Origin of the sequence: Streptomyces sp. NPDC059957, assembly GCF_042730015.1 — a bacterium.
In the GTDB taxonomy this organism is placed as follows: Bacteria; Actinomycetota; Actinomycetes; order Streptomycetales; family Streptomycetaceae; genus Streptomyces.
On the sequence record NZ_JBHWMB010000061.1, the window covers coordinates 1 to 20,924 of the forward strand.

The following is a 20,924-nucleotide window of genomic DNA, read 5'->3' on the forward strand; positions in this document are numbered from 1 at the left end:
ACGTACGTCCAGTACGCGAGCGCCCCGACAGCACGCCCAGGCACGGCACCAGACGCCGCGGGCTCGGCCGACAAGATCCGAAAGAGACGACCTAGTCCGTCACTTTCGGGGCACCGGTGAGCTTGGCCATCACCTCGTCGCGCAGGAGCTCGTACTCCGTACGCAGTCGGCGCCACTCGCTCTCCGGGGGACGGGGCATGACGATGCCCTCGGTGATCTTCTCCTCCGGGCCGAACTGCTCGCGGGTGAGGTCGATTTCGACGCCCATGCCCAGGCGGTTCCACCAGTGGTAGTCCACGCGCTCGCCGTCGACGAGGACCTCGCCGCGGATCAGCTCGCCGCCCAGCAGGTCGTTGAGGACCATGGCGGTCACACCGCACTGGTCACGGGCCGGGTTCTCCCGGGTCCACCGGTCGCGGTACTCGGGCGTGCACGTCTGCTCGCTCCAACTGCTGCGGACGGCACGGTCGATGTCGGTCAGAAGGAAAGGCGTCATGCCGCCCATCGTCGCAACCGGCACTGACAACGATCCATACCCCGGCCGACCGTCCGGTCGGATCGTGCGCGTTCCGGTCATTCGCGTCCCGGTTCCGTGCGCGTTCCGACTATTCGGGCCCCGGGGCCGGGGCGAGGAGTTCGCCGATGACGTGGCGGGCGATGGCCGCCATGACGGGGTTCGTCGCCTGGTAGTAGTTCAGTTCCATGAGGGCGATCGACAGGGCCCAGCCGCGGGCACGCGTCCACATCGCGTCGTCGGCGCCGAGGGCGGCCCGGAAGGCGGGGCGGGCGGCGGCCCGGAAGGCGGGGCGGGCGGCGGCCGGGAGGACGTACCAGGCCGGGATGAGGTCGACTGCGGGTTCGCCGAGGCCGGCGCAGCCGAAGTCGATGACGGCGGCGAGCCTTCCGTCCGCGAGGAGGAGGTTCCCGGGTTGCAGGTCGGCGTGGATCCAGACCGGCGGCCCCGGCCAGGGCTCGGCCCGCAGGGCCTCCTCCCACAGGGCGGTCACCGGCCCGGTCGGAACGTCGGCGTCGGCGCTCGCGCCCAGTTCCGCGATCGCGGCACGGGTTTCGGCGTCCCGGTCCGCCAGGGTCTCACTGCGGTAGGAGGCGGGGGCTTCCGCCGGGTCGGCCCGGTGCAGTGCGGAGATGAACTCCGCCAGGTCCTTGGCCAGGAGGTCCGGCTCCGCGATCCGGCCGGGTACGGGGTTCCCTCCCGGGACCCAGCCGAAGACGGACCAGGACCAGGGGTAGCCCTCGGCGGGCCGCCCCATGCCGATGGGGGCGGGGATGGCGGCCGGCAGGTCCGGGGCGAGCCGCGGCAGCCAGACGTGCTCCATGCCCACGTCGCCGGCCGCGCCGGGCGTGCGCGGAAGGCGTACGACCAGGTCGCCGCCCAGCCGGTACATGGCGTTCGACGTCCCGGCGGAGTCCACCCGCGCGACGGGGAGCTCCGCCCACTGTGGGAACTGCCCGGCGATCAGCCTGCGCACGAGCGCGCTGTCGATGTCCGGTTCGTCGGCGTGCATTTTCCCGGCGGGCATGAGCACCTTCCTGAAGGGTCCGACCTCGAGGGTCCGAGGATCGCGGCCCCCACGGTAACTGCCGCGCCCCGAAGACCCGGAGCCCGGCCCGGCTGGGTGCCGGGCCGGGCTCTGTGGGGGGTGTCGGGCGGTCCTCATCGGGCGGGGATCACGGGCGAGCCGCGAACCTCGCGGGTCACCGGGTCACCGGGTCACGGAGTGAAGGTCCAGCGCTGGGCGGCCGTCGTCGCGCACGCGACCCGGGTGAGTCTGGTGCCGTTGGCCGTGGCGGAGCCGGCCGGGGTCAGGCACTGGCCGGAGTTGCGCAGGCTGCCGTCCGGGCCGGTCTGCCAGCTCTGGCCGGAGCTGCCGTTGCAGGTCTGGATCGCGACGGCGTTGGCGGTGGCGGCGTCCAGGCAGACTCCGCCGAGGCCGGTCAGCCGGCCGTCGCCCTGGAGGGTCCAGCGCTGGTTGGGGCCGCCGTGGCAGCTGTAGAGGGTGGGCTGGGTGCCGGGGGTGGTGGCGCTGCCCGGGAGGTCGATGCAGGTGGCCGATGCCCCGTTGACCAGGGTGGCGGCCGCGGGCAGCGGGGTCGGGCGGCCGGTGAGGGTGATCTCGGCGGCGCTGGTCCAGGGGCCGCGGCCGCCCGCCTCGGTCAGTGCCTTGAGGCGGAGGTAGCGGCCGGCTTTGGCGGACAGGGAGACCGACTTGAGGGCAGCCGTGTCGGCGAAGGTGCCGGTGGCCACCGGGGATCCCCAGTTGGTGGTGGTGTCCGAGACGTACACCTCGTAGCCGCCGATCCGGCCGTTGACCCCGCCGTCCTGGCGGGGCAGGTAGCCGAGGCCGTCGGCCGTGTAGCGGGCGCCGAGGTCGATCTGGATCTCGTGCGGGAGCGGCGCGGCGGCGGAACCGGACCAGGTGGTGTGCCAGATGGTCCCGGTGTTGCCGTCGAAGGCGTTGCGTGCGGCGCCGTTCTCACCGCTGGTCTCCTGGCTGTCGGCGGAGACCAGGGTCCAGGCCGTCTGCGGGACGGGGCTGGAGGTGACCGGGATGGGATCGGCGGCCGGGACGGAGGTGCCGGTGGCCGAGACGCTGAACGCGCCCGACTTCGTACCCGTCTTGGTCCACAGGATGCCGCCGCGGTCGGCGGCGTCGAAGAACCAGCCGGTCGCCGCCGCGTCGTAGGCGGCCTTGCTGGTCGCCCGGGTGAGGGCCGCGCCGTCCACGGTGAGCGCCGTGGGGGCGGTGGCCACGTGGAGGCTGAACTCGTAACCGCGCGAGGCCGGTTTGCCGGTGTAGCTGCCGGCCGGGGCGGAGACGGACACGTTGACCGTGCCGGAGCCGGAGGCGGGGGCGGTGACGTCGACCTGCTGGCGGGCGAAGGCTCCGCTCTGGTGGGCGCGGGTGATTCCGTCGTCCTCGTACAGGCTGAAGGAGGTGGCGCCGCGCGGGTGGATGTCGTAGGTGAGGGTGGAGACGGGCTTCTCTCCCGTGTAGTTCATCTGCGGCCACATCGGGACGATGGCGCCGCCCTTGACGAAGAGGGGCAGGGTGTCGAGGGGTGCCTGGTAGCCGTTGAGCCAGCCGGGGCCGGCGTAGGTCTTGCCGGTCCAGTAGTCCGTCCACGTGCCGGCCGGGAGGTAGATGCCGTCGCGCACGGAGGTGTCGGACACGACGGGTGCGACGAGGAAGGAGTCGCCGGCCATGAACTGGCCGCTGGTCAGGTTGCCGCGCGCCACCGGGTCCTCGGGGTACTCCAGGACCATCGCGCGGGTGCTCGGGACGCCGGTCTCGTGCGCGGTGCGGCTCATCGTGTACAGGTACGGCATCAGCCGCATCTTCAGCTGGAGGTACTTGCGGTTGATCGAGAGGTACGGCTCCGCGAAGCGCCAGGGCTGCTTGTCCTGGTAGCCGGCGGTCGGGCCGGTCGCGCCCCAGCCGGACATGGTCATGAAGGCCGGGGTGAAGGCCTTCCACTGGAGGTCGCGGGCGTACGTCTTGGGGCTGCCGGCGAAGATGCCGTCGACGTCGCCGGTGGCGTAGTTGAGGCCGGAGAGGCCCGCGCCCGTGATGGCGGGGACGTGCCAGCGCATGTCGTCCCAGGTGCCGTTGGTGTCACCGGTCCAGACGACGGCGTTGCGCTGGGTGCCGGCCCAGCCGTCGACGGTCCAGACGTAGCGCCGGGCGTCGGAGTTCTTCTCGATGCCGTCGACGGCCTGCTGGACGCCCGCGAAGGCCGTCTTGTAACCGCCGCCGATCCAGGCGACGTCGGTCTTGACGCCCCGCGAACCGGCCACGCCCACTTCCTCGTTGATGTTGCCGAGGCCCGTCGAGGTCCACAGTCCGGTCTGGAATCCCTTGGCCTTCAGGGCGTCGACGGTGGACTTCAGGGGTGTGGTGTAGCCGCAGCCGTAGCCGTCGTTGGGCAGGAACCACCCCGAGGGCATGTCGGCGGCGCGGGCGTCCGTGGCGTAGCCGACGACGTCCGGGGTGGTCTGGTGGCGGAGCCGGTCGTGGTCGCCCTGGTAGGCCGGGTTGGAGGCGTTGAAGCAGTCGGCGTTGCCGAGTTCGAAGCCCCACGCCGGAGCCATGAAGGGTTTGCCGCTGACGTCGGTGTAGGCGTCCAGGACGGTCTTGAGGGAGTCGCCGGTGAAGTACCAGGCGTCGAAGCGCTTCTCGTCGTGGGTGAGCGTGGTGGGGGCGTTGAAACCGTACGAGCCGGGGGCCCAGGTGTTGCGCATCACGCCGTAGTGGTTGGTCGACACGTAGAAGGGCGCGGGGCTGGCGTTGTTGTTCTCGCGCCACTTGTTGTCGACCGCGATCGGGACGGTCTTGCCGCGCAGCGCCCATTCGCCCAGGCGCAGGCCCGTTCCGTAGAACTGCTCGTCCGCCCCGCGCGCGAGGTACTGGGTGGTCTGGCTGCTGGTCCAGGAGGTGGGCTGCGTCTCCTGCCAGACGAGCGTGGAGTTGTCGGCCCGGTAGACGGAGAACTGCAGCGGGGTCTTGTTGACCCGGATGGACAGGGAACCGGTGGTGATCTTGTAGTACGTGCCCGCGTCGGTCCAGGCGGCGCTCACGGGGCCGAAGTCGGTGGTGGGGGCGAGGTCGGTGCCGGCCGGGTCGTTGGTGAAGGTGCCGTCGGGTGAGAGCCAGAGCCGGAAGATGTCGGCGCGGGCGACGACCACCCGGGCCTTGGCCCCGCCGGAGGTTGCGATGGTGAAGGTGCTGCCGGACTGGGTGACGCCGGTGGCGTTGCCCGCGGTGGCCGGGGCCGGGGCGGCGGCGGCCGCCGAGGCCGGTGAGGAGATGGGTCCGGCGGTGGCCAGACCGGCCACGGCGAGGACCGCGGCGAGCAGCGCGGTCGCCGGGGCGCGCCGCCGCCGTGGGCTTCGGCGGATGCTGATGAGTCTCATGGGGCGGCTCCTCGTGCGGTCCGGACTGCGGACACACCTTTTGGCATGCACCGGGCAACATAGCGGCCCGGAGGCCCCATTTGAAGGAAGATGATCGGAATGGCTGGTCAACGAGCATCTTTGAGCACGCCCACACGGATACCGACCCTCTGGATCCCTCACTCGTATGGCCCACCCGCCCTGCGCGGCCCGCCCCGCGCCCCGAGCCTGGTACGAACCACGGACTTCTCTGGAGGGCCCGGCACTCATGGCACAGGCGCAACAGCCCGCATCGCTCCGTCAGCTCCTCCTCGCCCCCGGGACCCTGCGATTGCTCGTCCTCTCGGCGCTCATCGGCATCCCGGTCTCGCTGTTCGCCTTCGGTTTCGTCAGCCTCGAACACGAACTCCAGCACTGGGTGTGGCACACCGCGCCCGACCTGCTCGGCTACGCCCGCGCCCCGTGGTGGTGGGGCCTGCCGACGCTCGCCCTCGCCGGGCTGCTGGCCGCGCCGATCATCACGCGGATGGCGGGCGCGGGCGGGCACGTCCCCGCCTACGGCTTCGGCGGTCCGCCGACCATGCCCCGCGAGACCCTGAGCGTGGTCCTGGCCGCGCTGGCCTGCCTGCCCCTCGGCGTGATGCTGGGACCCGAGGCACCCCTGATGGCGATGGGCAGCGGCCTCGCCCTGCTCAGCATCCGCGCCGCCAAGCGCGCCGCCGAACCCGAGCTGGCCACGGTGCTCGGAATGGCCGGATCCACCGCCGCCATCAGCACCATCTTCGGCAGTCCGCTGATCCCGGTGGTGATGGTGCTGGAGGGGGCCGCCCTGGTGGCCGGGGGCGCCCGGATTCTCGTACTGATCCTGCCCGCCCTGGTCGCCAGCGGGGTCGGGGCCCTGGTCTTCACCGGCTTCGGGCACTGGACCGGCCTCGGCATCGGCGCGCTGACCCTCCCCCACGAACCCGCCGCCGGCCTGCCGGACGCGGGGGACTTCCTGTGGGGCATCCCCATGGCCGCCCTGATCGGCGTCGTCGTCGCCCTGGGCAAGTCCGGGGGCCTGCGCGTGCACGCCTGGACGGGCACCTCCGCGCAGCGGATCGTCCTGTGCGCGGTGGCCGTCGGCGTCTGCGTCACCGGCTACGCGCTGATCACCGGGCGCTCCCCCGAGGAGGTGGCCCTGTCCGGCCAGAACACCGTCGGCCTGCTGGCCGCCGAGCCCTCGTCCTGGGCGGTGGGCGCGCTGATCGCCCTGGCGGTCTTCAAACTGATCGGCTGGAGCATCGCCCTGGGTAGCCTCCGGGGTGGCCCCATCTTCCCGTCGATCATGATCGGGGCGGCGATCGGCATCGCCTTCGGCGGCCTTCCCGGCTTCGGGATGGCCCCCGCCCTGGCGGCCGGCATCTGCGCGGCCGGGGTGGCCGGCACCCGGCTGCCGGTGACCGGCGTGGTCCTGGCCGCTGCCCTGCTGGGCAAGGAGGCACCCACCCTGATGCCGCTGCTGGTGCTCTCGGCCGTGACCGCCCTGCTGGCCTCGGCCCTGATCGACCGCCAGCGCCCGGCGGACCCGGCCCACCTCCAGCCCGCCCCCGCCGACGCCTGAGCCCCCGGCACCGGACCCGACGGGCCAGCCCGTCCGACGGCCGGGCCCAAGTGCCGGGCGGCGCCCGGCCGCGGCGGCGCCGGTTCGGCGAGGCCGTCGCGCTGGCGGCCGTGGCGGGCGTGCTCGCCGGGGCGGTCGTCTCCTTCGACCCGTTCGACGACACCGGCGACACCGTGCACCTCGACGGGCCCCGCACCACGGCCGGCGGGAACTCCGGCAGCGCGTCCGGCGAGCCGCTGACCCTGATGCCCACCGGGCCGGAGCCCGAGCTGAAGGTGTCGGGCACGATCCCGCAGGACGGCAGCAAGGTGATGGTGACCACCCTCGCCGGCAAGAAGTCCCACTTCACGGGCAAGGTCTGGCTCTGGGTGCCGCCGCAGTACCACGACCCGAAGTACGCGCACAGCGGCTTCCCCGTGATGATCGCGCTGCCCGGCGGGCCCGGCTTCAACGCGAACCACTGGAGCGGCAGCGACCTCAAGCCGGAGGCCGACATCTCCACGGCAAGGGGCCCGTGAAGACGAAGTTCCACGTCGACGAGGGTGGCGGCCACGACGCCTACACCTACGTTCCCGGCATGTACGACGGCGGGCTCATCCAGTGGGTCGGCAAGCTCATGCGAGGGCCCGTCCCCAGCCCGTGACGGGCAGCGGGCTCACGGCCAGCACCGGCGCCGCCGGCGAGCCGTGCCGGTGCCCGCAGGGATCGAAGACCAGGACCACCGGCTGCCCCGGACGCTGACGCCAGGAGATGCGTTCCGGCGCTTCCTCGCACACCGGGCAGCACGGCAGCGGACCCGGCCGGCCCATCGGGACCAACGTGCCCGCCGGGCTCAGCGGATGCGGCTCCGGCCGGTATTCGGGGGCGGCCGCGAGCTGCGTGGAGTGCGGATCGCTCATGGAGACTCCCTGGTCGTGCGGTTGGACTGATCGCACTGTGCCATGGACCTGCCCCTTTGCGCACGGGTGAATCCTCCAGTGTTCCGGCGATGTTCCGGCAGGTCAGAGCTGTGAGCCCGGGCTCCCGGCGCCCCTCCCCGCAGACTTGGCGCTCAGCGCGGCCCCTCGGCGACCTCCACCACGCCCGATTCGTACGCGGCGATGACCGCCTGGGCCCGGTCGCGGACGCCCAGCTTGCCGAAGATGCCGGTGATGTGGTTCTTGACCGTGGAAACGCTGATGTCCAGCTCCGCGGAGATCTCCGCGTTGTCGAGTCCGGTGGCCAGCAGCCGCCAGATCTCCCGCTCCCGCGGTGTGAGTCCGGCCGGGACTCCGGCCGGCTGCCGGGCGGGCCGCACGGGGACCCGTACGTACGTGGAGATCAGCCGGGTCAGCAGGCGCGGCGCCACCGCGGCCTCACCGGTGTGGACGGTGCGGATCGCGGCGGTCAGCTCCTCCGGGGAGACGTCCTTGGGCAGGAACCCGTAGGCTCCGGCGCGCAGGGCGGCGACCACGTACTCGTCCATGTCGAAGGTGCTCAGCGCCAGGACCCGGCACTCCGGCAGCAGCCCGGACAGTTTCGCGGTGGCCTCGACCCCGTCGAGGACCGGCATCCGGATGTCCATGACGACCACGTCGGGTCGCAGCCGCTCCGCGAGGGCGACCGCCTCGGCTCCGTCCCCGGCCTCGCCGACGACCTCGAACTCCGGCTCGGGGGCCAGGATCAGGGCCAGGCCCCGCCGGACGAGCGGCTGGTCGTCGGCAATGAGCACACGGATCATCCGCGTTCTTCCTCTCCTTCTCCCCCGGGCGCGTCCGGACCGTGCGGCGCCGGCAGGCGCGCCGCCACCCGGAATCCGCCGTCGTCGAGCGCGGCCGCCTCCAGGGTGCCGCCCTGCAGGGCGACCCGTTCTCGCATTCCGATCAGACCGTAGCCGGAAACCGGAGCCGCCCGCGAAGGCGCCGGCCGGTTCCCCGAACCGTCGTCGCGGACCTCCACCGTCACCTCGTCCGGACGGTACGTCAGCCGTACGTCGGCCCGGGCCTGCCGCCCGGCGTGCTTGCGGGTGTTGGTCAGCGACTCCTGCACGATGCGGAACACCGTCAGGCCGAGGGCCGGCGGCAGCGGGCGGACCGGCCCGTCCACGGTGAACCCGGTCTCCAGACCGCCGAGCCTGGCTTCGGCGACGATCCGGTCCAGGTCGCCGGTGCCGGGCTGTGGGGCCGGCGGGGTGCGCTCCGGCTCCTCCCCCGCCCGGAGCACGTCGAGGAGCTGCCTCATCTCGCGCAGCGCCATCCGCCCGGACCCCTCGAGGGTGACCAGGGCCTCGCGGGCCGTCTCCGGGTCGTGCGCGAGGTTGGCCCGTGCCCCGCCGGCCATCAGCTGCATGGTGGTGATGTGGTGCGCCACGATGTCGTGCAGTTCGCGGGCGATGCGGCGGCGTTCCTCGGCCACCGCCCGCTCGGCCAGCAGGACGCGCTTGGCCTCGGTCTCCTGATGCCAGCGGCGCGTCAGCAGCGCGGCGGCGACGACGAGCAGGACGGCGACCGTGTTGCCGAGCAGGCCCATGAATCCGGTCGTCCCGCCGTAGCCGCTGCCCACCACCGTCAGCGGCACGGCCGCCAGGGCGGCCGCCGCCGTGACCGCCGGGCCGCGCACGCGGGCCACGGAGTAGAGCGCGACGGTCGCTCCCGCGGAGAAGTGCGGGCCCTGTGACGTGATCAGGTTCAGTGCCGCGCCGAGGGCGAGGACTGCGCAGAGCACGGCGACCGGCCTGACCCGCCGGGCCAGCAGGCAGGGCGCGGTCAGGACCACCAGGACGAGGGCGGGCACGGTGAGTGGCCGGCCGCCCTCGGCCGCGCCGAACGAATAGCCGACCATGTCGACGACAACGGCGGCGATGGCCACGAGCGCGTCGTTGCGGGTCCAGTTCAGGGCCCGGATCCCGCTCGGGATCCGGGCGTCCGTTTTGATCATCGGCATATTCCCATCCTCCCATCGCGCGGCCCGCCGACCGCGGGCCCCCAGGAGGAGTGCGGACCAGGACCGGAGTCCTGGTCCGGGGCCCGCACCGGTCCCGGGTCCCGGGCGCGAGCTCCTCCCGGGACCTGACGTTTCGTGAGGCGGCCGGTGATGAGCTGGTGAGCAGGCCGGGAACCCCCGGCTGCCGCCCCCGTTACGGAGGACTCCTTGATCCGCGCCCTGACCGCCTTCGCCACCCGAAGTCCATGGAAGGTCATAGCCCTCTGGGCGGTGCTGGGCATCGCCCTGACGATCCTCGGCCAGGCTCTGGTCTTCCGCGCCACGCAGGCGAGCACCGGCGCGTTCCTTCCGGCCTCCTACGATTCGGCGGCCGCGCTCGAGGTCGCCGAGGAGCACTTCGGGGTCGAGCCCGATGCCAACCCCCTGACCGTGCTGGTGGCCCGCGCCGACGGTGCGCCGCTGACCGCCGCCGACGAGCGGCGGATCGACGCCGGGGCGGCGAAGCTGACCCGGAAGCGGATCGTCATGCCGCGGCCCGAGGACGCTCCGCCCTTCCTGGTGCAGGACCGTTCCCAGCTGCCCCGGATCAGCCCGGCGATGACGGCCCCGGACCGGAGCCTCCGGCTGCTGTCGGTCGAGCTGACCGGCAATCCGATGGATCCCGGAATGCAGGACCTGTACCGGGCGTTCCGGGACCACACCCGGGCGGAGTTCGCGGAGTCGGGCCTGCGGACCGGGTTCACCGCGGGGCTCGCGGACACCGTGGACACCGCCGACGCGGAGGAGACCCGGTCGAAGATCGTGGGCGCCGTGATGGTCGCGGTGATCGTACTGCTGCACGTGCTGGTGTTCCGCAGCGTTCTGGCGGCGTTGCTGCCGCTGGTCGCCGTCAGCATCATCGGCGGGGCGGCGGCCGGGGTCGTGGTCGGTGCCGCGCTGCTGACCGGTATCGAACTCGACGCGTCCACACCCCAGTTGATCAGCGTGGTGCTGGTGGGCATCGGCATCGACTACTTCCTCTTCCTGCTCTTCCGCTTCCGCGAGCACCTGCGCAAGCACCCGGAGCAGTCGGGCCGGGCCGCGGCCGCCGAGGTCGCCGGACGGGTCGGTACGGCGATCACCTGTGCGGCGCTGACCATCGTCGCCGCGTTCTCCACCCTCGCGGTGGCCACCTTCGGCCAGTTCCGGGTGCTGGGCCCGGCCATCGCCGTATCCGTACTGGTGATGCTGCTCGGCAGCCTGACCCTGATGCCGGCCGTCCTCGCGGTCACCGGCCGCAGGATGTTCTGGCCCTCGCGGGCGCTGGACCGGGAGCCCCGCGAGGGCGTGGCCGCGCGGACGGGCGGCCTGGTGGCGCGGCGGCCGCTGACCCTGGTGCTCGCCTCGGTGGCCCTGCTGGGGGCGCTGGCCGCGGGAATGGCCGGGATGCGGGTGGACTACGGGCAGAGCGGCGCGGGCGGGGAGCGTACGGCTTCGGCGGCCACGGCGGCCGAGATCGCCCGCGCGCTGCCCGCCGGGGTGTCGGATCCGGCCGGCGTGTTCGTGACCGCCTCGGACGGGGGCACGCTGACGGCCGAGCGCCTCGGTGGACTCTCCCGCGCGCTGGCTTCGGTCGACGGGGTGGGCCAGGTGGCGCCGACGGTGCTCAGCGAGGACCGCCGGGCGGCCCGCATCGACCTGTTCCCGACCGCCGACGCACACGGGCAGGAGGCCCGCGACCTGGTCTCCGGTCCCGTCCGGGAAGTGGTGGCCGCGCACCGGCCGGACGGTACCGAGGCGCATGTCGGCGGTACGGCGGCGGTCTTCTCCGACATCGCGTCCGCCGTGGACAAGGACCTGAAGGTGGTCTTCCCGGTGGCGGCGGCGCTGATCGCTCTGATCCTGTTCCTGCTGCTGCGCAGCCTGCTGGCGCCCCTCGTCCTGATGCTCGCGGTGGGGCTGGGCTTCGCGGCTACCCTGGGTGCCTCGACCCTGGTGTTCCAGCACGTCGGGGACCGTCCGGGCGTGGACTTCTCGCTGCCGCTGGTGCTGTTCCTGTTCGTGGTCGCGCTGGGCACCGACTACAACATCCTGATCGCGGACCGGATCAGGGAGGAGATGGACCGGCCGGGTCCGGCACGTGCGGCCGTGGCGCGGGCGGTCCGCCACACGGCGCCCGCCATCGCGACCGCGGGCCTGGTACTGGCCTTCTCCTTCGGGAGCCTGGCCGCGAGTCCGGGCTCCGCGACCCGGCAGATCGGCTTCGCCACGGGCCTCGGGATCCTGCTCTCCGCGTTCGTGCTGTCGATCGTGCTGGTCCCGGCCCTGGCCTCGATGCTCGGCCGGTCCCTGTGGTGGCCGGTCGGGCCCGGCCGCTATGCCCGGGAGAAGGCGCCGGAGCCCGTGCCGGAGCCGTCGCCCGAGCCGGCCACGGCCGGCTGAACCACCGGCCGCGCGGTGAGGTGGCCGGTGCGCGCAGCCCCGTAGGGGTCTGTGCCGCACCGGCCACCCGCTCGCTCAGGCCAGCTTGTCGACCTCGGGGTGCTCGGCCAGCCAGGCGCGGACGGCCTGCTGTTCCTTGCCCTTGCCCGATTCCTGGATCTTGGCCTCCAGGCCGGTCAGCTGGGCCTCCGTCAGCTTGAAGGACTTCAGCCACTGGGCGACCTTCGGCTCGTCGGCCGCGAAGTCCTTGCGGGCGACGTTGTGGATGCCGTCGCCCTTGCCCCAGGCGCTCTGGGGGTCCGCGAGCTTCGTCAGCTCGTAGGAGGCGTACGCCCAGTGCGGGGACCAGAGCACGACCGCGACGGGTTCCTTCTTCTCGTAGGCCCGCTTGAGTTCGGCGAGCATGCCCGGGGTCGATCCGTCGACGACCTTGTACTCGCCGTCGAGCCCGTACTGCGGCAGCACCTTGTCCTTGAGGAGGCCCATCGCGCCGGCGCTGGGCTCGATGCCGATGATCCGGCCCTTGAACTTCCCCGCCTTGCCCTTCAGGTCGGCGAGGGTCTTGACGTCCTTCACGTAGGAGGGGACGGCCAGCTCGATGGAGGTCGGCCCGTACCAGGAGCCGAGGTCGTCGAGCTTGTTGCCGTACTTCTCCCAGTACTCGGACTGCGTGGCCGGCAGCCAGGCATCGGTCTGGAAGTCGACCTGACCCCCGGCGAGCCCGGTGAAGAGCGCGCCGAGTTCCAGCTGCTTGGCCTCGACCTGGTACCCGCGGCGCTCCAGGAGCTCCTTCCAGAGGAAGGTGGAGGCGATGCCCTCGTCCCAGGGGATGTAGCCGATGCTGAGCTTGCGACCCTTGCCGATGTTCTCGACCCCGGCCCCGCCGACCGCGTTGACCTGCGACTTCCCGGAGTCTGCGAAGATTCCGAGGCCGCCCGCGACCAGGGACAGCACCACGGCCGAGGCCACGGCGAAGACGGGCTGCGGGCGGTGGCCCCACACCTTTGCGGTGCCGGTGGCGGCGGAGCGGGCCTTGGCGAGGGCGCGCCGGCCGAGCGGGGAGACCTGGCGGCCGAGCGCCCCGGTCATCCGGTCCAGGTACATGGCGAGGATGACGATGGAGATGCCGGCCTCGAAGCCGAGGCCGATGTCCACGCTGCCGATGGCCCGGTAGACGGCGCCGCCGAGGCCGCCGCCGCCGACCATGCCGGCGATGACCACCATGGACAGACCGAGCATGATCACCTGGTTGATGCCCGCCATGATGGTGGGCAGCGCCAGCGGGAGCTGGACCCGTACGAGGGTGTCGCGCGGGGTGGTGCCGAAGGCCTCGGCGGCTTCGACGAGTTCGGCGTCGACCTGGCGGATGCCCAGCTCGGTCATCCGGACGCCGGGCGCCAGCGAGAAGATGATGGTGGCGATGATGCCGGGCACCACGCCCACCCCGAAGAAGATGATGCCGGGGATGAGGTAGACCATCGCCGGCATGGTCTGCATGAAGTCCAGGACGGGCTTCAGGGTGGCGCTGACCTTGTCGGAGCGCGAGGCCCAGATGCCCAGCGGTATCGCGAAGATCAGGGTGACCAGGGTGGCGACCAGGACCAGCGCGAGCGTGGACATGGCCTCGGGCCACAGGGCGACGGAGTCGACCAGGGCGAAGCCGGCGAAGGCCAGCAGGGCGGCGAGCAGTCCGCGCAGCCACCAGGCGGCGACGGCGAGGACGCCGGCCAGCAGCAGGGGGTTGGGTGCGGACAGGACGGCTTCGATGCCGTCGTAGAGCCCGGTGACGAGCGCGGCGATGGCGTCGAACAGCCAGGACAGGTGGCTCTGGAGGAAGTCGACACCGCTGTCGACCCAGGATCCGAGATTCAGACGGGGCATCACGCAGCCACCTCCGCGCAGGCCAGCGGGGCGCGTCGCTCGTCGCCGATGAAGGCGACGAGGCGGCCCTGCGGGACGGAGCCGACGACGGTGCCGTCGGCGGCGGTGACGGCGACGTCGTGCGGGACGCGGGCGCTGACGGCGCACACGTCGGCGAGCGGGGTCCCGGCGGAGACGGTGGGGCAGCCGCAGTCGGGCCGGCCGCCTGCGGCTCCGGTCATGACGGCGTCGGCCGTCAGCACCCGCGAGCGGTCCACGTCCTGGATGAAGGAGGCGACGTAGTCGTCGGCGGGGCGGGTGAGGATGTCCTCGGCCGTGCCCTGCTGGACGATGCGGCCGTCGCGCATGACGGCGATGGAGTCGCCGAGCCGCATGGCCTCGTTGAGGTCGTGGGTGATGAACACGATGGTCTTGCCCAGGCTCTTCTGGAGTTCGAGCAGCTGGTCCTGCATATCGCGGCGGATCAGCGGGTCGAGCGCGCTGAAGGACTCGTCCATCAGCAGCAGGTCGGCGTCGGTGGCCAGGGCGCGGGCCAGGCCGACGCGCTGCTGCATGCCGCCGGACAGCTCGTCGGGCCAGGACTTCTCCCAACCGCCGAGCCCGCAGAGGGCCAGCGCTTCGGCGGCCCTCCGGTCGCGCTCGGCCCGGGGGACGCCCTGGACCTCCAGGCCATAGCCGGCGTTCTCCAGCACGTCGCGGTGCGGGAACAGGGCGAAGTGCTGGAAGACCATGCTGATCTTGGTGGAGCGTACGCGGCGCATCTCGGCCGGCGAGAGTGCGGTGAGGTTTTCCCCGTCGAAGAGGATCCGGCCCGCGGTGGGCTCCAGCAGGCCGTTGAGCATGCGCAGCAAGGTGGACTTGCCCGAGCCCGAAAGACCCATCACGACGAAGATCTGGCCGGGCTCGACGCGGAACGAGGCGTCGATCACCGCCGCCGTCGTTCCCTCGGCGCGCAGCTCGTCGCGGTCGGTCTCACCGCTTTCGAGTGCGCGGACCGCCTTCGCGACGGCCGCGCCGTTGTCGGGTCCTTTACCGAACACCTTGTACACGTGCTCGGCTATGAGCGTGGACACATACACCCCAAGGGTCGTACCGGAAACGGCCCACCGGCGTGCGTGCGGCCGGCGGGCCGTGGAGCGCGACGGGATCCACCCGTCACCCGTGCCCGGCCGCTGTCGGCCGGCGGACGGGTCCGCTCCAGCAGCGCTACTGCCCCTACTTAACCTCTGCAAACGGTGAAGTGAGTCATGTCACTTACGCTGCGTCGCCACCCTTGCGCGCGGCCGCGTCCTCACAACCGGATTCCGCTTGCTGCGGGGAACCGGCTGCGGACAGCTCCGGGTCGGCGAGCATCGAGGCCCGCAGATGGGCGAGCACCCGGGTCAGGAGGCGCGAGACCTGCATCTGCGAGATGCCGAGGGCGGCGCCGATCTGGGCCTGGGTGAGCTCCTCGCCGAAGCGCATCGCCAGCATGCGGCGCTCGCGGTCGCTGAGGCGTTCCAGGAGCGGCGCCAGGGTCTGGATGTCCTCGACGCGCTCCAGCGCGGGCTCCTCGGCCCCCATGGTCTCGGCGAGGCTGTGGCCCTCGGTGCTGCCGTCGGCGTGGTCGGAGCCCGGGGCGTCGAGGGAGCCGCTGGTGTGGCCGTTGGCGGCGACGAGTCCCTCGATGACCTCTTCGTCGGTGAGCGAGAGGTGTGCGGCGAGGTCGGCGACCGTCGGCGGCCGGTCGAGGAGCGCGGTCAGCTCCTCCTTCGCCTTGGCCAGGTCGATGCGCATTTCCTGGAGCCGGCGCGGTACGCGGACGGCCCAACTGGTGTCGCGGAAGTGCCGCTTGATCTCGCCGGTGATGTAGGGCATGGCGAGGGAGGCGAACTCCACCTCGCGGGCCGGGTCGAACCGGTCGATGGCCTTGATCAGGCCTATGGTGCCGACCTGGAGGAGGTCCTCGAGGTCGCCTCCTTCGCCACGGCCGCGGAAGGGGCGCATGGCGAAGCGGACGAGTGAGATGTTCATCTCGATGAGGGTCTCGCGGACGTACCGGTACTCGGGGGTGCCCTCCTCCAGCTCGTGGAGCCGGCGGAAGAACAGTCGCGTCAGCTCGCGCGCGTCCGCGGGGGCCACCTCGCGGGGCTCCGCGATCCGGGGCGGCAGCACGGTGGCGGCGGGCTCTCTGCCGTCGGCTGGGCTCGGGGCTCTGCCGGCACCGGGACTCGGGCCGGGGCCGGGGCCGACCAGCCGGCCGGCGCAGGGACCGGTGCTGGGGCCGGTGCTGGGGCCGGTTCGGGGACCGGGAACCGAACCGGGAAGGGAGCCGGTCCGGGGGCCGGGAAGGGGGCTGGGAAGGGGGCCGGCGGTATGGGAGAACGGGGTGGGAATCGGCACGGGGTCGCTCCTTGGGCTGGTCGGCTTGCGGCGCATGACCTTGATGGGCGTACACCCTAGCCGGTTCCGGATCCGTTCCCCAGTTCCCTTCCTCGTAGATCAACCAGCCAGAGCCCGGCCGTATTTGCGGCAGGGCTCCGTTCCGGTCGCACATCGGCCGGACGGCCGCGATTCCCTCGGCCGTCCGGTCAATTCCCTTCGGCCGCGGGCCCGGTGGCCTTGTCTGCGCAGGCCCCGGAGGTGGCTGCGGAGGCGGCTCCCGAGGTGGTGCGGAGCGCCCGGATCAGGGCCTCGACGCCGGCCTCGGCCTTGGAGCGCGGGCAGCCCACGTTGAGGCGTACGAAGCCCGCGCCTTCGGGCCCGTAGGCGGTTCCGGGCATGATCGCCACCTTCTCGGTATGAATCAGCTCACGTTGGAGCGCCTCGTCGGGAACTCCGAGGGGCCGGAGATCGATCCAGGCGAGGTAGCCGGCCTTGGGCGGATGCCAGTCGAGCCCGGGAAAGGCATCGGCCAGGCGGTCGCCGACCATGCGCAGGTTGTCCCGGACGTAGGCGTTGAGCGCGTCGAGCCAGGGCCCGCCCTCGCGGTAGGCGGCGATGTGTCCCGCGATGGAGAGGACGGCCGGGGAGGACAGTCCGTCGGCGTCCTTGAGGAGGGTCAGGTAGCGCCCGCAGGACTCCGCGTCACCGAAGATGCCGTAACTGCCGGTCAGTGCCGGGATGTTGAAGGACTTCGAGGCGGAGGTCACGATGGCCCAGCGACTTCCGGGGCGGCCGTGCAGCGCCCAGGGGCGGTGCGGGGTGTGCGCGAGGTCGGAGTGGATCTCGTCGCTGATCACCGCGACCCCGTGCCGTTCGCACAGCTCCGCCATCCGCTCCAGCTCGGCCCCGCTCCACACGTGGCCGGTCGGATTGTGCGGGGAGCAGAGCAGCAACACGGTGGTGTCGTGGCGGGCCAACTCCCTTTCCAGGGCGTCCCAGTCGTGGAGCTGGACCCCGCGCACGCCCCGGTCGCGGGCGGCGAGGAGGCGGGGGAAGGCGTCGTAGGCCGGGGTGTGGACCACGACCCCGTCGCCGGGTGAGGACCAGAGGTCCAGGATCCGGCCGACCTGGTAGAGCACGGCCGGGGCGTAGGCGATGCGGTCCTGCTCGACGGGGGTGTCGTAGCGGGTGGCGTACCAGTGCCGGACGGCGGAGAGGAAGTCCTCGTGGCGCCAGCGGGAGTAGCCGAGGACCCCGTGCTCCAGGCGGCCGCGCAGGGCGGCGAGGACCTCGGGAGCGGTCTCGAAGTCCATGTCGGAGATCGTGAAGGGGAGCAGGCCGGCGGCGCCGAAGCGATCCTCGACGTAGTCCCACTGGGTGCACCAGGTGCCGTGCCGGTCGACCGGTGCGTCGAAGTCGTAGACGGGTTCCATGGGTCAGCCGACCGGGGTGAGCTTGGCGAGGGCGTCCTTCACGGACTGGACCTGGGGGCCGATGATGACCTGCACGTTGTGGTCGTCGAGGCGGACCACGGCGATGGCTCCGAGCTTCTTCAACCGGGCGTCGTCCAGCAGGGCGGCGTCCCCGACGGTCATCCGCAGCCGGGTGATGCAGTTGTCGAGGGCGTGGATGTTGGCCGGGCCGCCGAGGGCTTCGAGGATGGCGACCGGGTCGTACTTGCCGGCGACCAGCTCCGCCTCGGGGGCGTCGACGGCTTCGTCCGCCGCGGCGGGGCCGGTGGGCTCGTCGTCGCGTCCGGGGGTCTTCAGATTGAACCTGGTGATCGCCCAGCGGAAGAGGAAGTAGTAGACGGCGAACCAGATCGCGGCGATCACCGGGACCAGGTACCACTTGGTGGTCGTGCCCTGGAGGACTCCGAAGACCAGCAGGTCGATGATGTTGCCGTCGGTGTTGCCGATGTACACGCCGAGGACGGCGGAGACCAGGAAGCCGAGGCCCACCAGGACCGCGTGGATCAGGTACAGCCACGGGGCGATGAAGAGGAAGAGGAATTCGAGGGGCTCGGTGACCCCGCCCACCACACAGGCCACGACACCCGAGATGAGCAGCGCCTTGATCTCCGGGCGCATCGTCCGCTTCGCGCAGTGGTACATGGCCAGCGCGGCGCCCGGCAGACCACCGAGGTACGCGGCCATCTTGCCCTGGGACAGGAACTGGGTCGCGGTGTGCGCGGCGCCGGAGGGGGTGGTGCAGGACAGCTGCGCGTAGAAGAGGTTCAGGGCGCCGCTGACGTTCTCCCCGCAGACGACCCCGGCGCCGCCGGCGTCGGTGAAGCGGAACAGGGCGACCAGGATGTGGTGCAGGCCGATCGGGCGGAGCAGCACCTCGCCCATGCCGAAGAAGAAGGGGCCGAAGACCCCGGCGTGCGCGATGCCCGTGCCGACGGAGGCGATCCAGCTTCCGAGGGTGGGCCAGACGAGCGGGACGAGGAGTCCGACGATGCTCATGGCCAGGGCGGAGACGATCGGGACGAAGCGCAGGCCGCCGAAGAAGGCGAGTGCGTCGGGCATCTGCTTGGTGCGGTAGCGCTTGTGCAGCAGGGCCACGATGACACCGACGGCGACCGCGCCGAGCAGGCCGGTGTCGATGGACTTCACGCCGAGCACGTCGGCGATGCCGTAGTGCGCGATCTCGCCCTTGTCCTCGAAGTCCACGCCGCGGGTGGTGAGGAAGAAGTTGACGGCGAGGTTCATGGAGGCGAAGCCGACGAAACCGGAGAAGGCGGCGACGCCCTTGTCCTCACGCGCCAGGCCCAGCGGAATCGCCATCGCGAAGAGGACCGGCAGGAATTTGAAGGCGACCAGTCCGGTGTTGGACATCCAGGTGAAGGCCAGCTGGAGGGGTTCGTTGTCCAGGAAGGAGAGGTTCTGCAGGACGGCCGGGCTGGAGAGCGAGGAGCCGACGCCGAGCATGATGCCGCAGAAGGCAAGGAGCGCCACGGGCAGCATGAAGGTCTTGCCCAGGCCCTGGAGGAATTCCCAGAGCGCTGCCTTCGTCTTCTTCATGGTGGATCTTTCGTCCGGATTCGGAGGGGGTCGCACATAAAGATTCCGTTCTGTAAACGGGTGGCGCTAAGAGGAGAAGGGCCCCAATCCATAAGGCCTGATTCCTCCCGCGCGGGCCCCGCGCGGGGCTCTTGTGCGGAGCTTGTGAAGGCAGCACTCTGAGCGGACGACTCAGGGGGGTCCGATTTCATGATCAAGAGATCACGCTTATTGCGGCGCTGCGGAGCCGGGCTCGCACTCGCCTCGGCGCTCGCGCTCGGGGTGGACACCGGGGCCTCGGCCGCGGCCCCGCCGGAGGGGGTGGTCCTGTACGCCGGAGCTCCCGGAGCCGTCGGCGACAGCTACCTCGTCATGCTGGACCCGGCGCGCGCGGGTTCCCGTACGGACCGGGGCCGGGCCGTGGTCGAACGGTTCGGCGGCACGGTCGGCCGGACGTACGACTCGGCGGTCAACGGGTTCTCCGTCCGGATGACGGAGCGCCAGGCCCGGCGGCTCGCGGCCGATCCGGCCGTGACCACGGTCGCGCAGAACCGGAAGCTGCGTCTGGACACCGTCCAGCCCGACCCGCCGTCCTGGGGCCTGGACCGGATCGGCCAGCGCAGACTGCCGCTGAACGAGTCCTTCACCTACCCCACTTCGGCCGGCACCGGCGTGACCGCGTACGTCATCGACACCGGGGTCAACATCGGCCACCAGGACTTCGGCGGGCGTGCCCGGTACGGCTACGACGCGATCGACGACGACTTCGTGGCCGATGACCTGCACGGGCACGGCACGCACGTGGCCGGAACGGTCGCGGGCACCACCTTCGGAGTGGCCAAGAAGGCGAAGGTGGTGGCCGTCCGGGTCCTCGACTGGAACGGCGAGGGCACGACGGAGCAGGTGGTCGCCGGAATCGACTGGGTCACCCGCAAGGCCGTGAAGCCGGCCGTCGCGAACATGAGCCTGGGCGGGGATCCCGACGCCGTGCTGGACGCGGCCGTCCGGGGCTCCATCGCCTCCGGCATCACCTACGCGGTGGCCGCCGGCAACCAGTCCAAGGACGCCTCCACGCATTCGCCGGCCCGGGTCTCCCAGGCACTGACGGTCGGGGCGACGAACGCCCACGACGCGCGTGCCGGGTACTCCAACTTCGGTTCGCTGGTGGACCTGTTCGCCCCCGGCGACTCCATCACTTCGGCGGCCTACTGGAGTGACGACTGGAGCACCGTGATGTCGGGCACCTCGATGGCGGCCCCCCACGTGGCGGGCGCTGCGGCGGTCTACCTGTCCCTCAACCGCACCGCCACACCGGCTCAGGTGGCGAGCTACTTGAAGACCAAGGCCACGACCGGGGCGGTGCTGGGCCGCGGTACGGGTTCCCCGGACCGCTCCCTCTACATGGGCAGCGCGCCGAACCGGGATCTCGGCAAACGCTTCTCCAACACCAAGAACTACGCGGTCGGGGACCTGAAGACCATCAAGTCGCCGATCACGGTCAGCGAGGTGGCGGGCCGCGCGCCCTCCAAGCTGGACGTGGAGGTGTACGTCAAGCACCCGGACTCCGGGACCCTGCGGATCGACCTGATCGCACCCGACGGGTCGGTGTACCCGATCAAGGACGAGTACACCGACTGGGGTGAGAGCGACCTCGTCGGGCTGTACACGGTCGACGCCTCCTCGGAGACGGCCGCCGGGGTGTGGCGACTGCGCGTGTTCGATGCCTTCGCCGGGCACACCGGATACCTGAACGCGTGGGCGCTGCGGTTCTGAACGGCCGGCGGGTGGTGCGCTCCGGGGCAGCGGTCCCCGGAGC

General features: G+C 71.8%; 16 protein-coding genes. 5 read left to right on the forward strand and 11 right to left on the reverse strand.

The features are described from left to right. Positions 1-91 precede the first annotated feature (91 nt). From ACFWBW_RS31325 to ACFWBW_RS31335, 3 genes are all read right to left on the reverse strand, one after another. The gene (locus ACFWBW_RS31325) at positions 92-496 is read right to left on the reverse strand and encodes a hypothetical protein (protein ID WP_385379593.1); all 405 of its coding nucleotides are present in this window, start codon (positions 494-496) and stop codon (positions 92-94) included. A gap of 109 nt (positions 497-605) precedes the next feature. Further along, the gene (locus ACFWBW_RS31330) at positions 606-1,541 is read right to left on the reverse strand and encodes an aminoglycoside phosphotransferase family protein (RefSeq protein ID WP_385379596.1); all 936 of its coding nucleotides are present in this window, start codon (positions 1,539-1,541) and stop codon (positions 606-608) included. Between the two features lie 191 nt (positions 1,542-1,732). Beyond that, positions 1,733-4,933: a TIM-barrel domain-containing protein gene (locus ACFWBW_RS31335; protein ID WP_385379599.1), complete on the reverse strand. Its 3,201-nt coding sequence runs from the start codon at positions 4,931-4,933 to the stop codon at positions 1,733-1,735. 247 nt (positions 4,934-5,180) lie between these two features. Between ACFWBW_RS31335 and ACFWBW_RS31340 the strand changes: the two genes are divergently transcribed. Genes ACFWBW_RS31340 through ACFWBW_RS31350 form a run of 3 tightly spaced genes read left to right on the forward strand, consistent with a single transcriptional unit; the run spans position 5,181 to position 7,158 of the window. Further along, entirely contained in the window at positions 5,181-6,515 is a 1,335-nt protein-coding gene (locus tag ACFWBW_RS31340; protein WP_385379602.1) for a chloride channel protein, read from the forward strand. Positions 6,516-6,565: 50 nt separating this feature from the next. Continuing rightward, positions 6,566-7,033 (forward strand): hypothetical protein, encoded by a 468-nt coding sequence (locus ACFWBW_RS31345; protein ID WP_385379605.1) that lies wholly within the window; start codon positions 6,566-6,568, stop codon positions 7,031-7,033. After that, the gene (locus ACFWBW_RS31350; RefSeq protein WP_385379608.1) at positions 7,030-7,158 is read left to right on the forward strand and encodes a hypothetical protein; all 129 of its coding nucleotides are present in this window, start codon (positions 7,030-7,032) and stop codon (positions 7,156-7,158) included. The genes ACFWBW_RS31345 and ACFWBW_RS31350 overlap by 4 nt, the downstream gene beginning before the upstream one ends. Here ACFWBW_RS31350 and ACFWBW_RS31355 read toward each other — a convergent pair. The 3 genes from ACFWBW_RS31355 to ACFWBW_RS31365 form a co-directional block, all read right to left on the reverse strand. Further along, positions 7,130-7,414, reverse strand: coding sequence for a hypothetical protein (locus tag ACFWBW_RS31355; RefSeq protein WP_385379611.1), 285 nt, complete (start codon positions 7,412-7,414; stop codon positions 7,130-7,132). The two genes, ACFWBW_RS31350 and ACFWBW_RS31355, sit on opposite strands and share 29 nt — an antisense overlap. Positions 7,415-7,566: 152 nt before the next feature. After that, the gene (locus ACFWBW_RS31360) at positions 7,567-8,235 is read right to left on the reverse strand and encodes a response regulator (protein WP_385379613.1); all 669 of its coding nucleotides are present in this window, start codon (positions 8,233-8,235) and stop codon (positions 7,567-7,569) included. After that, positions 8,232-9,437, reverse strand: coding sequence for a sensor histidine kinase (locus ACFWBW_RS31365; RefSeq protein WP_385379616.1), 1,206 nt, complete (start codon positions 9,435-9,437; stop codon positions 8,232-8,234). The genes ACFWBW_RS31360 and ACFWBW_RS31365 overlap by 4 nt, the downstream gene beginning before the upstream one ends. Positions 9,438-9,644: 207 nt before the next feature. On the opposite strand from ACFWBW_RS31365, the gene ACFWBW_RS31370 reads away from it, so the two are divergent. Further along, a complete protein-coding gene (locus ACFWBW_RS31370; RefSeq protein ID WP_385379619.1) occupies positions 9,645-11,858 on the forward strand; it encodes an MMPL family transporter in 2,214 nt (737 codons plus the stop codon). 75 nt (positions 11,859-11,933) lie between these two features. On the opposite strand, the gene ACFWBW_RS31375 is transcribed toward ACFWBW_RS31370, so the two are convergent. The 5 genes from ACFWBW_RS31375 to malX form a co-directional block, all read right to left on the reverse strand. Beyond that, complete coding sequence (locus ACFWBW_RS31375) at positions 11,934-13,739, reverse strand: ABC transporter permease/substrate binding protein (protein WP_385379622.1); 1,806 nt, start codon at positions 13,737-13,739, stop codon at positions 11,934-11,936. Further along, positions 13,739-14,812 carry a glycine betaine/L-proline ABC transporter ATP-binding protein gene (locus tag ACFWBW_RS31380; RefSeq protein ID WP_385379625.1) on the reverse strand — a complete coding sequence of 358 codons (1,074 nt, stop codon included), beginning with the start codon at positions 14,810-14,812 and terminating at the stop codon, positions 13,739-13,741. The genes ACFWBW_RS31375 and ACFWBW_RS31380 overlap by 1 nt, the downstream gene beginning before the upstream one ends. Before the next feature lie 181 nt (positions 14,813-14,993). Then, positions 14,994-15,893 carry a SigB/SigF/SigG family RNA polymerase sigma factor gene (locus ACFWBW_RS31385; RefSeq protein WP_385379628.1) on the reverse strand — a complete coding sequence of 300 codons (900 nt, stop codon included), beginning with the start codon at positions 15,891-15,893 and terminating at the stop codon, positions 14,994-14,996. 416 nt (positions 15,894-16,309) lie between these two features. Then, positions 16,310-17,536 carry a MalY/PatB family protein gene (locus ACFWBW_RS31390; RefSeq protein ID WP_385379631.1) on the reverse strand — a complete coding sequence of 409 codons (1,227 nt, stop codon included), beginning with the start codon at positions 17,534-17,536 and terminating at the stop codon, positions 16,310-16,312. A 3-nt stretch (positions 17,537-17,539) separates the two neighbouring features. Further along, entirely contained in the window at positions 17,540-19,129 is a 1,590-nt protein-coding gene (malX, locus tag ACFWBW_RS31395; protein WP_385379633.1) for a maltose/glucose-specific PTS transporter subunit IIBC, read from the reverse strand. 189 nt (positions 19,130-19,318) lie between these two features. Here malX and ACFWBW_RS31400 point away from each other — a divergent pair, with 189 nt between their 5' ends. Then, positions 19,319-20,881, forward strand: a complete 1,563-nt coding sequence (locus tag ACFWBW_RS31400; RefSeq protein WP_385379636.1) for a S8 family serine peptidase — start codon at positions 19,319-19,321, stop codon at positions 20,879-20,881. Positions 20,882-20,924 lie beyond the last annotated feature (43 nt).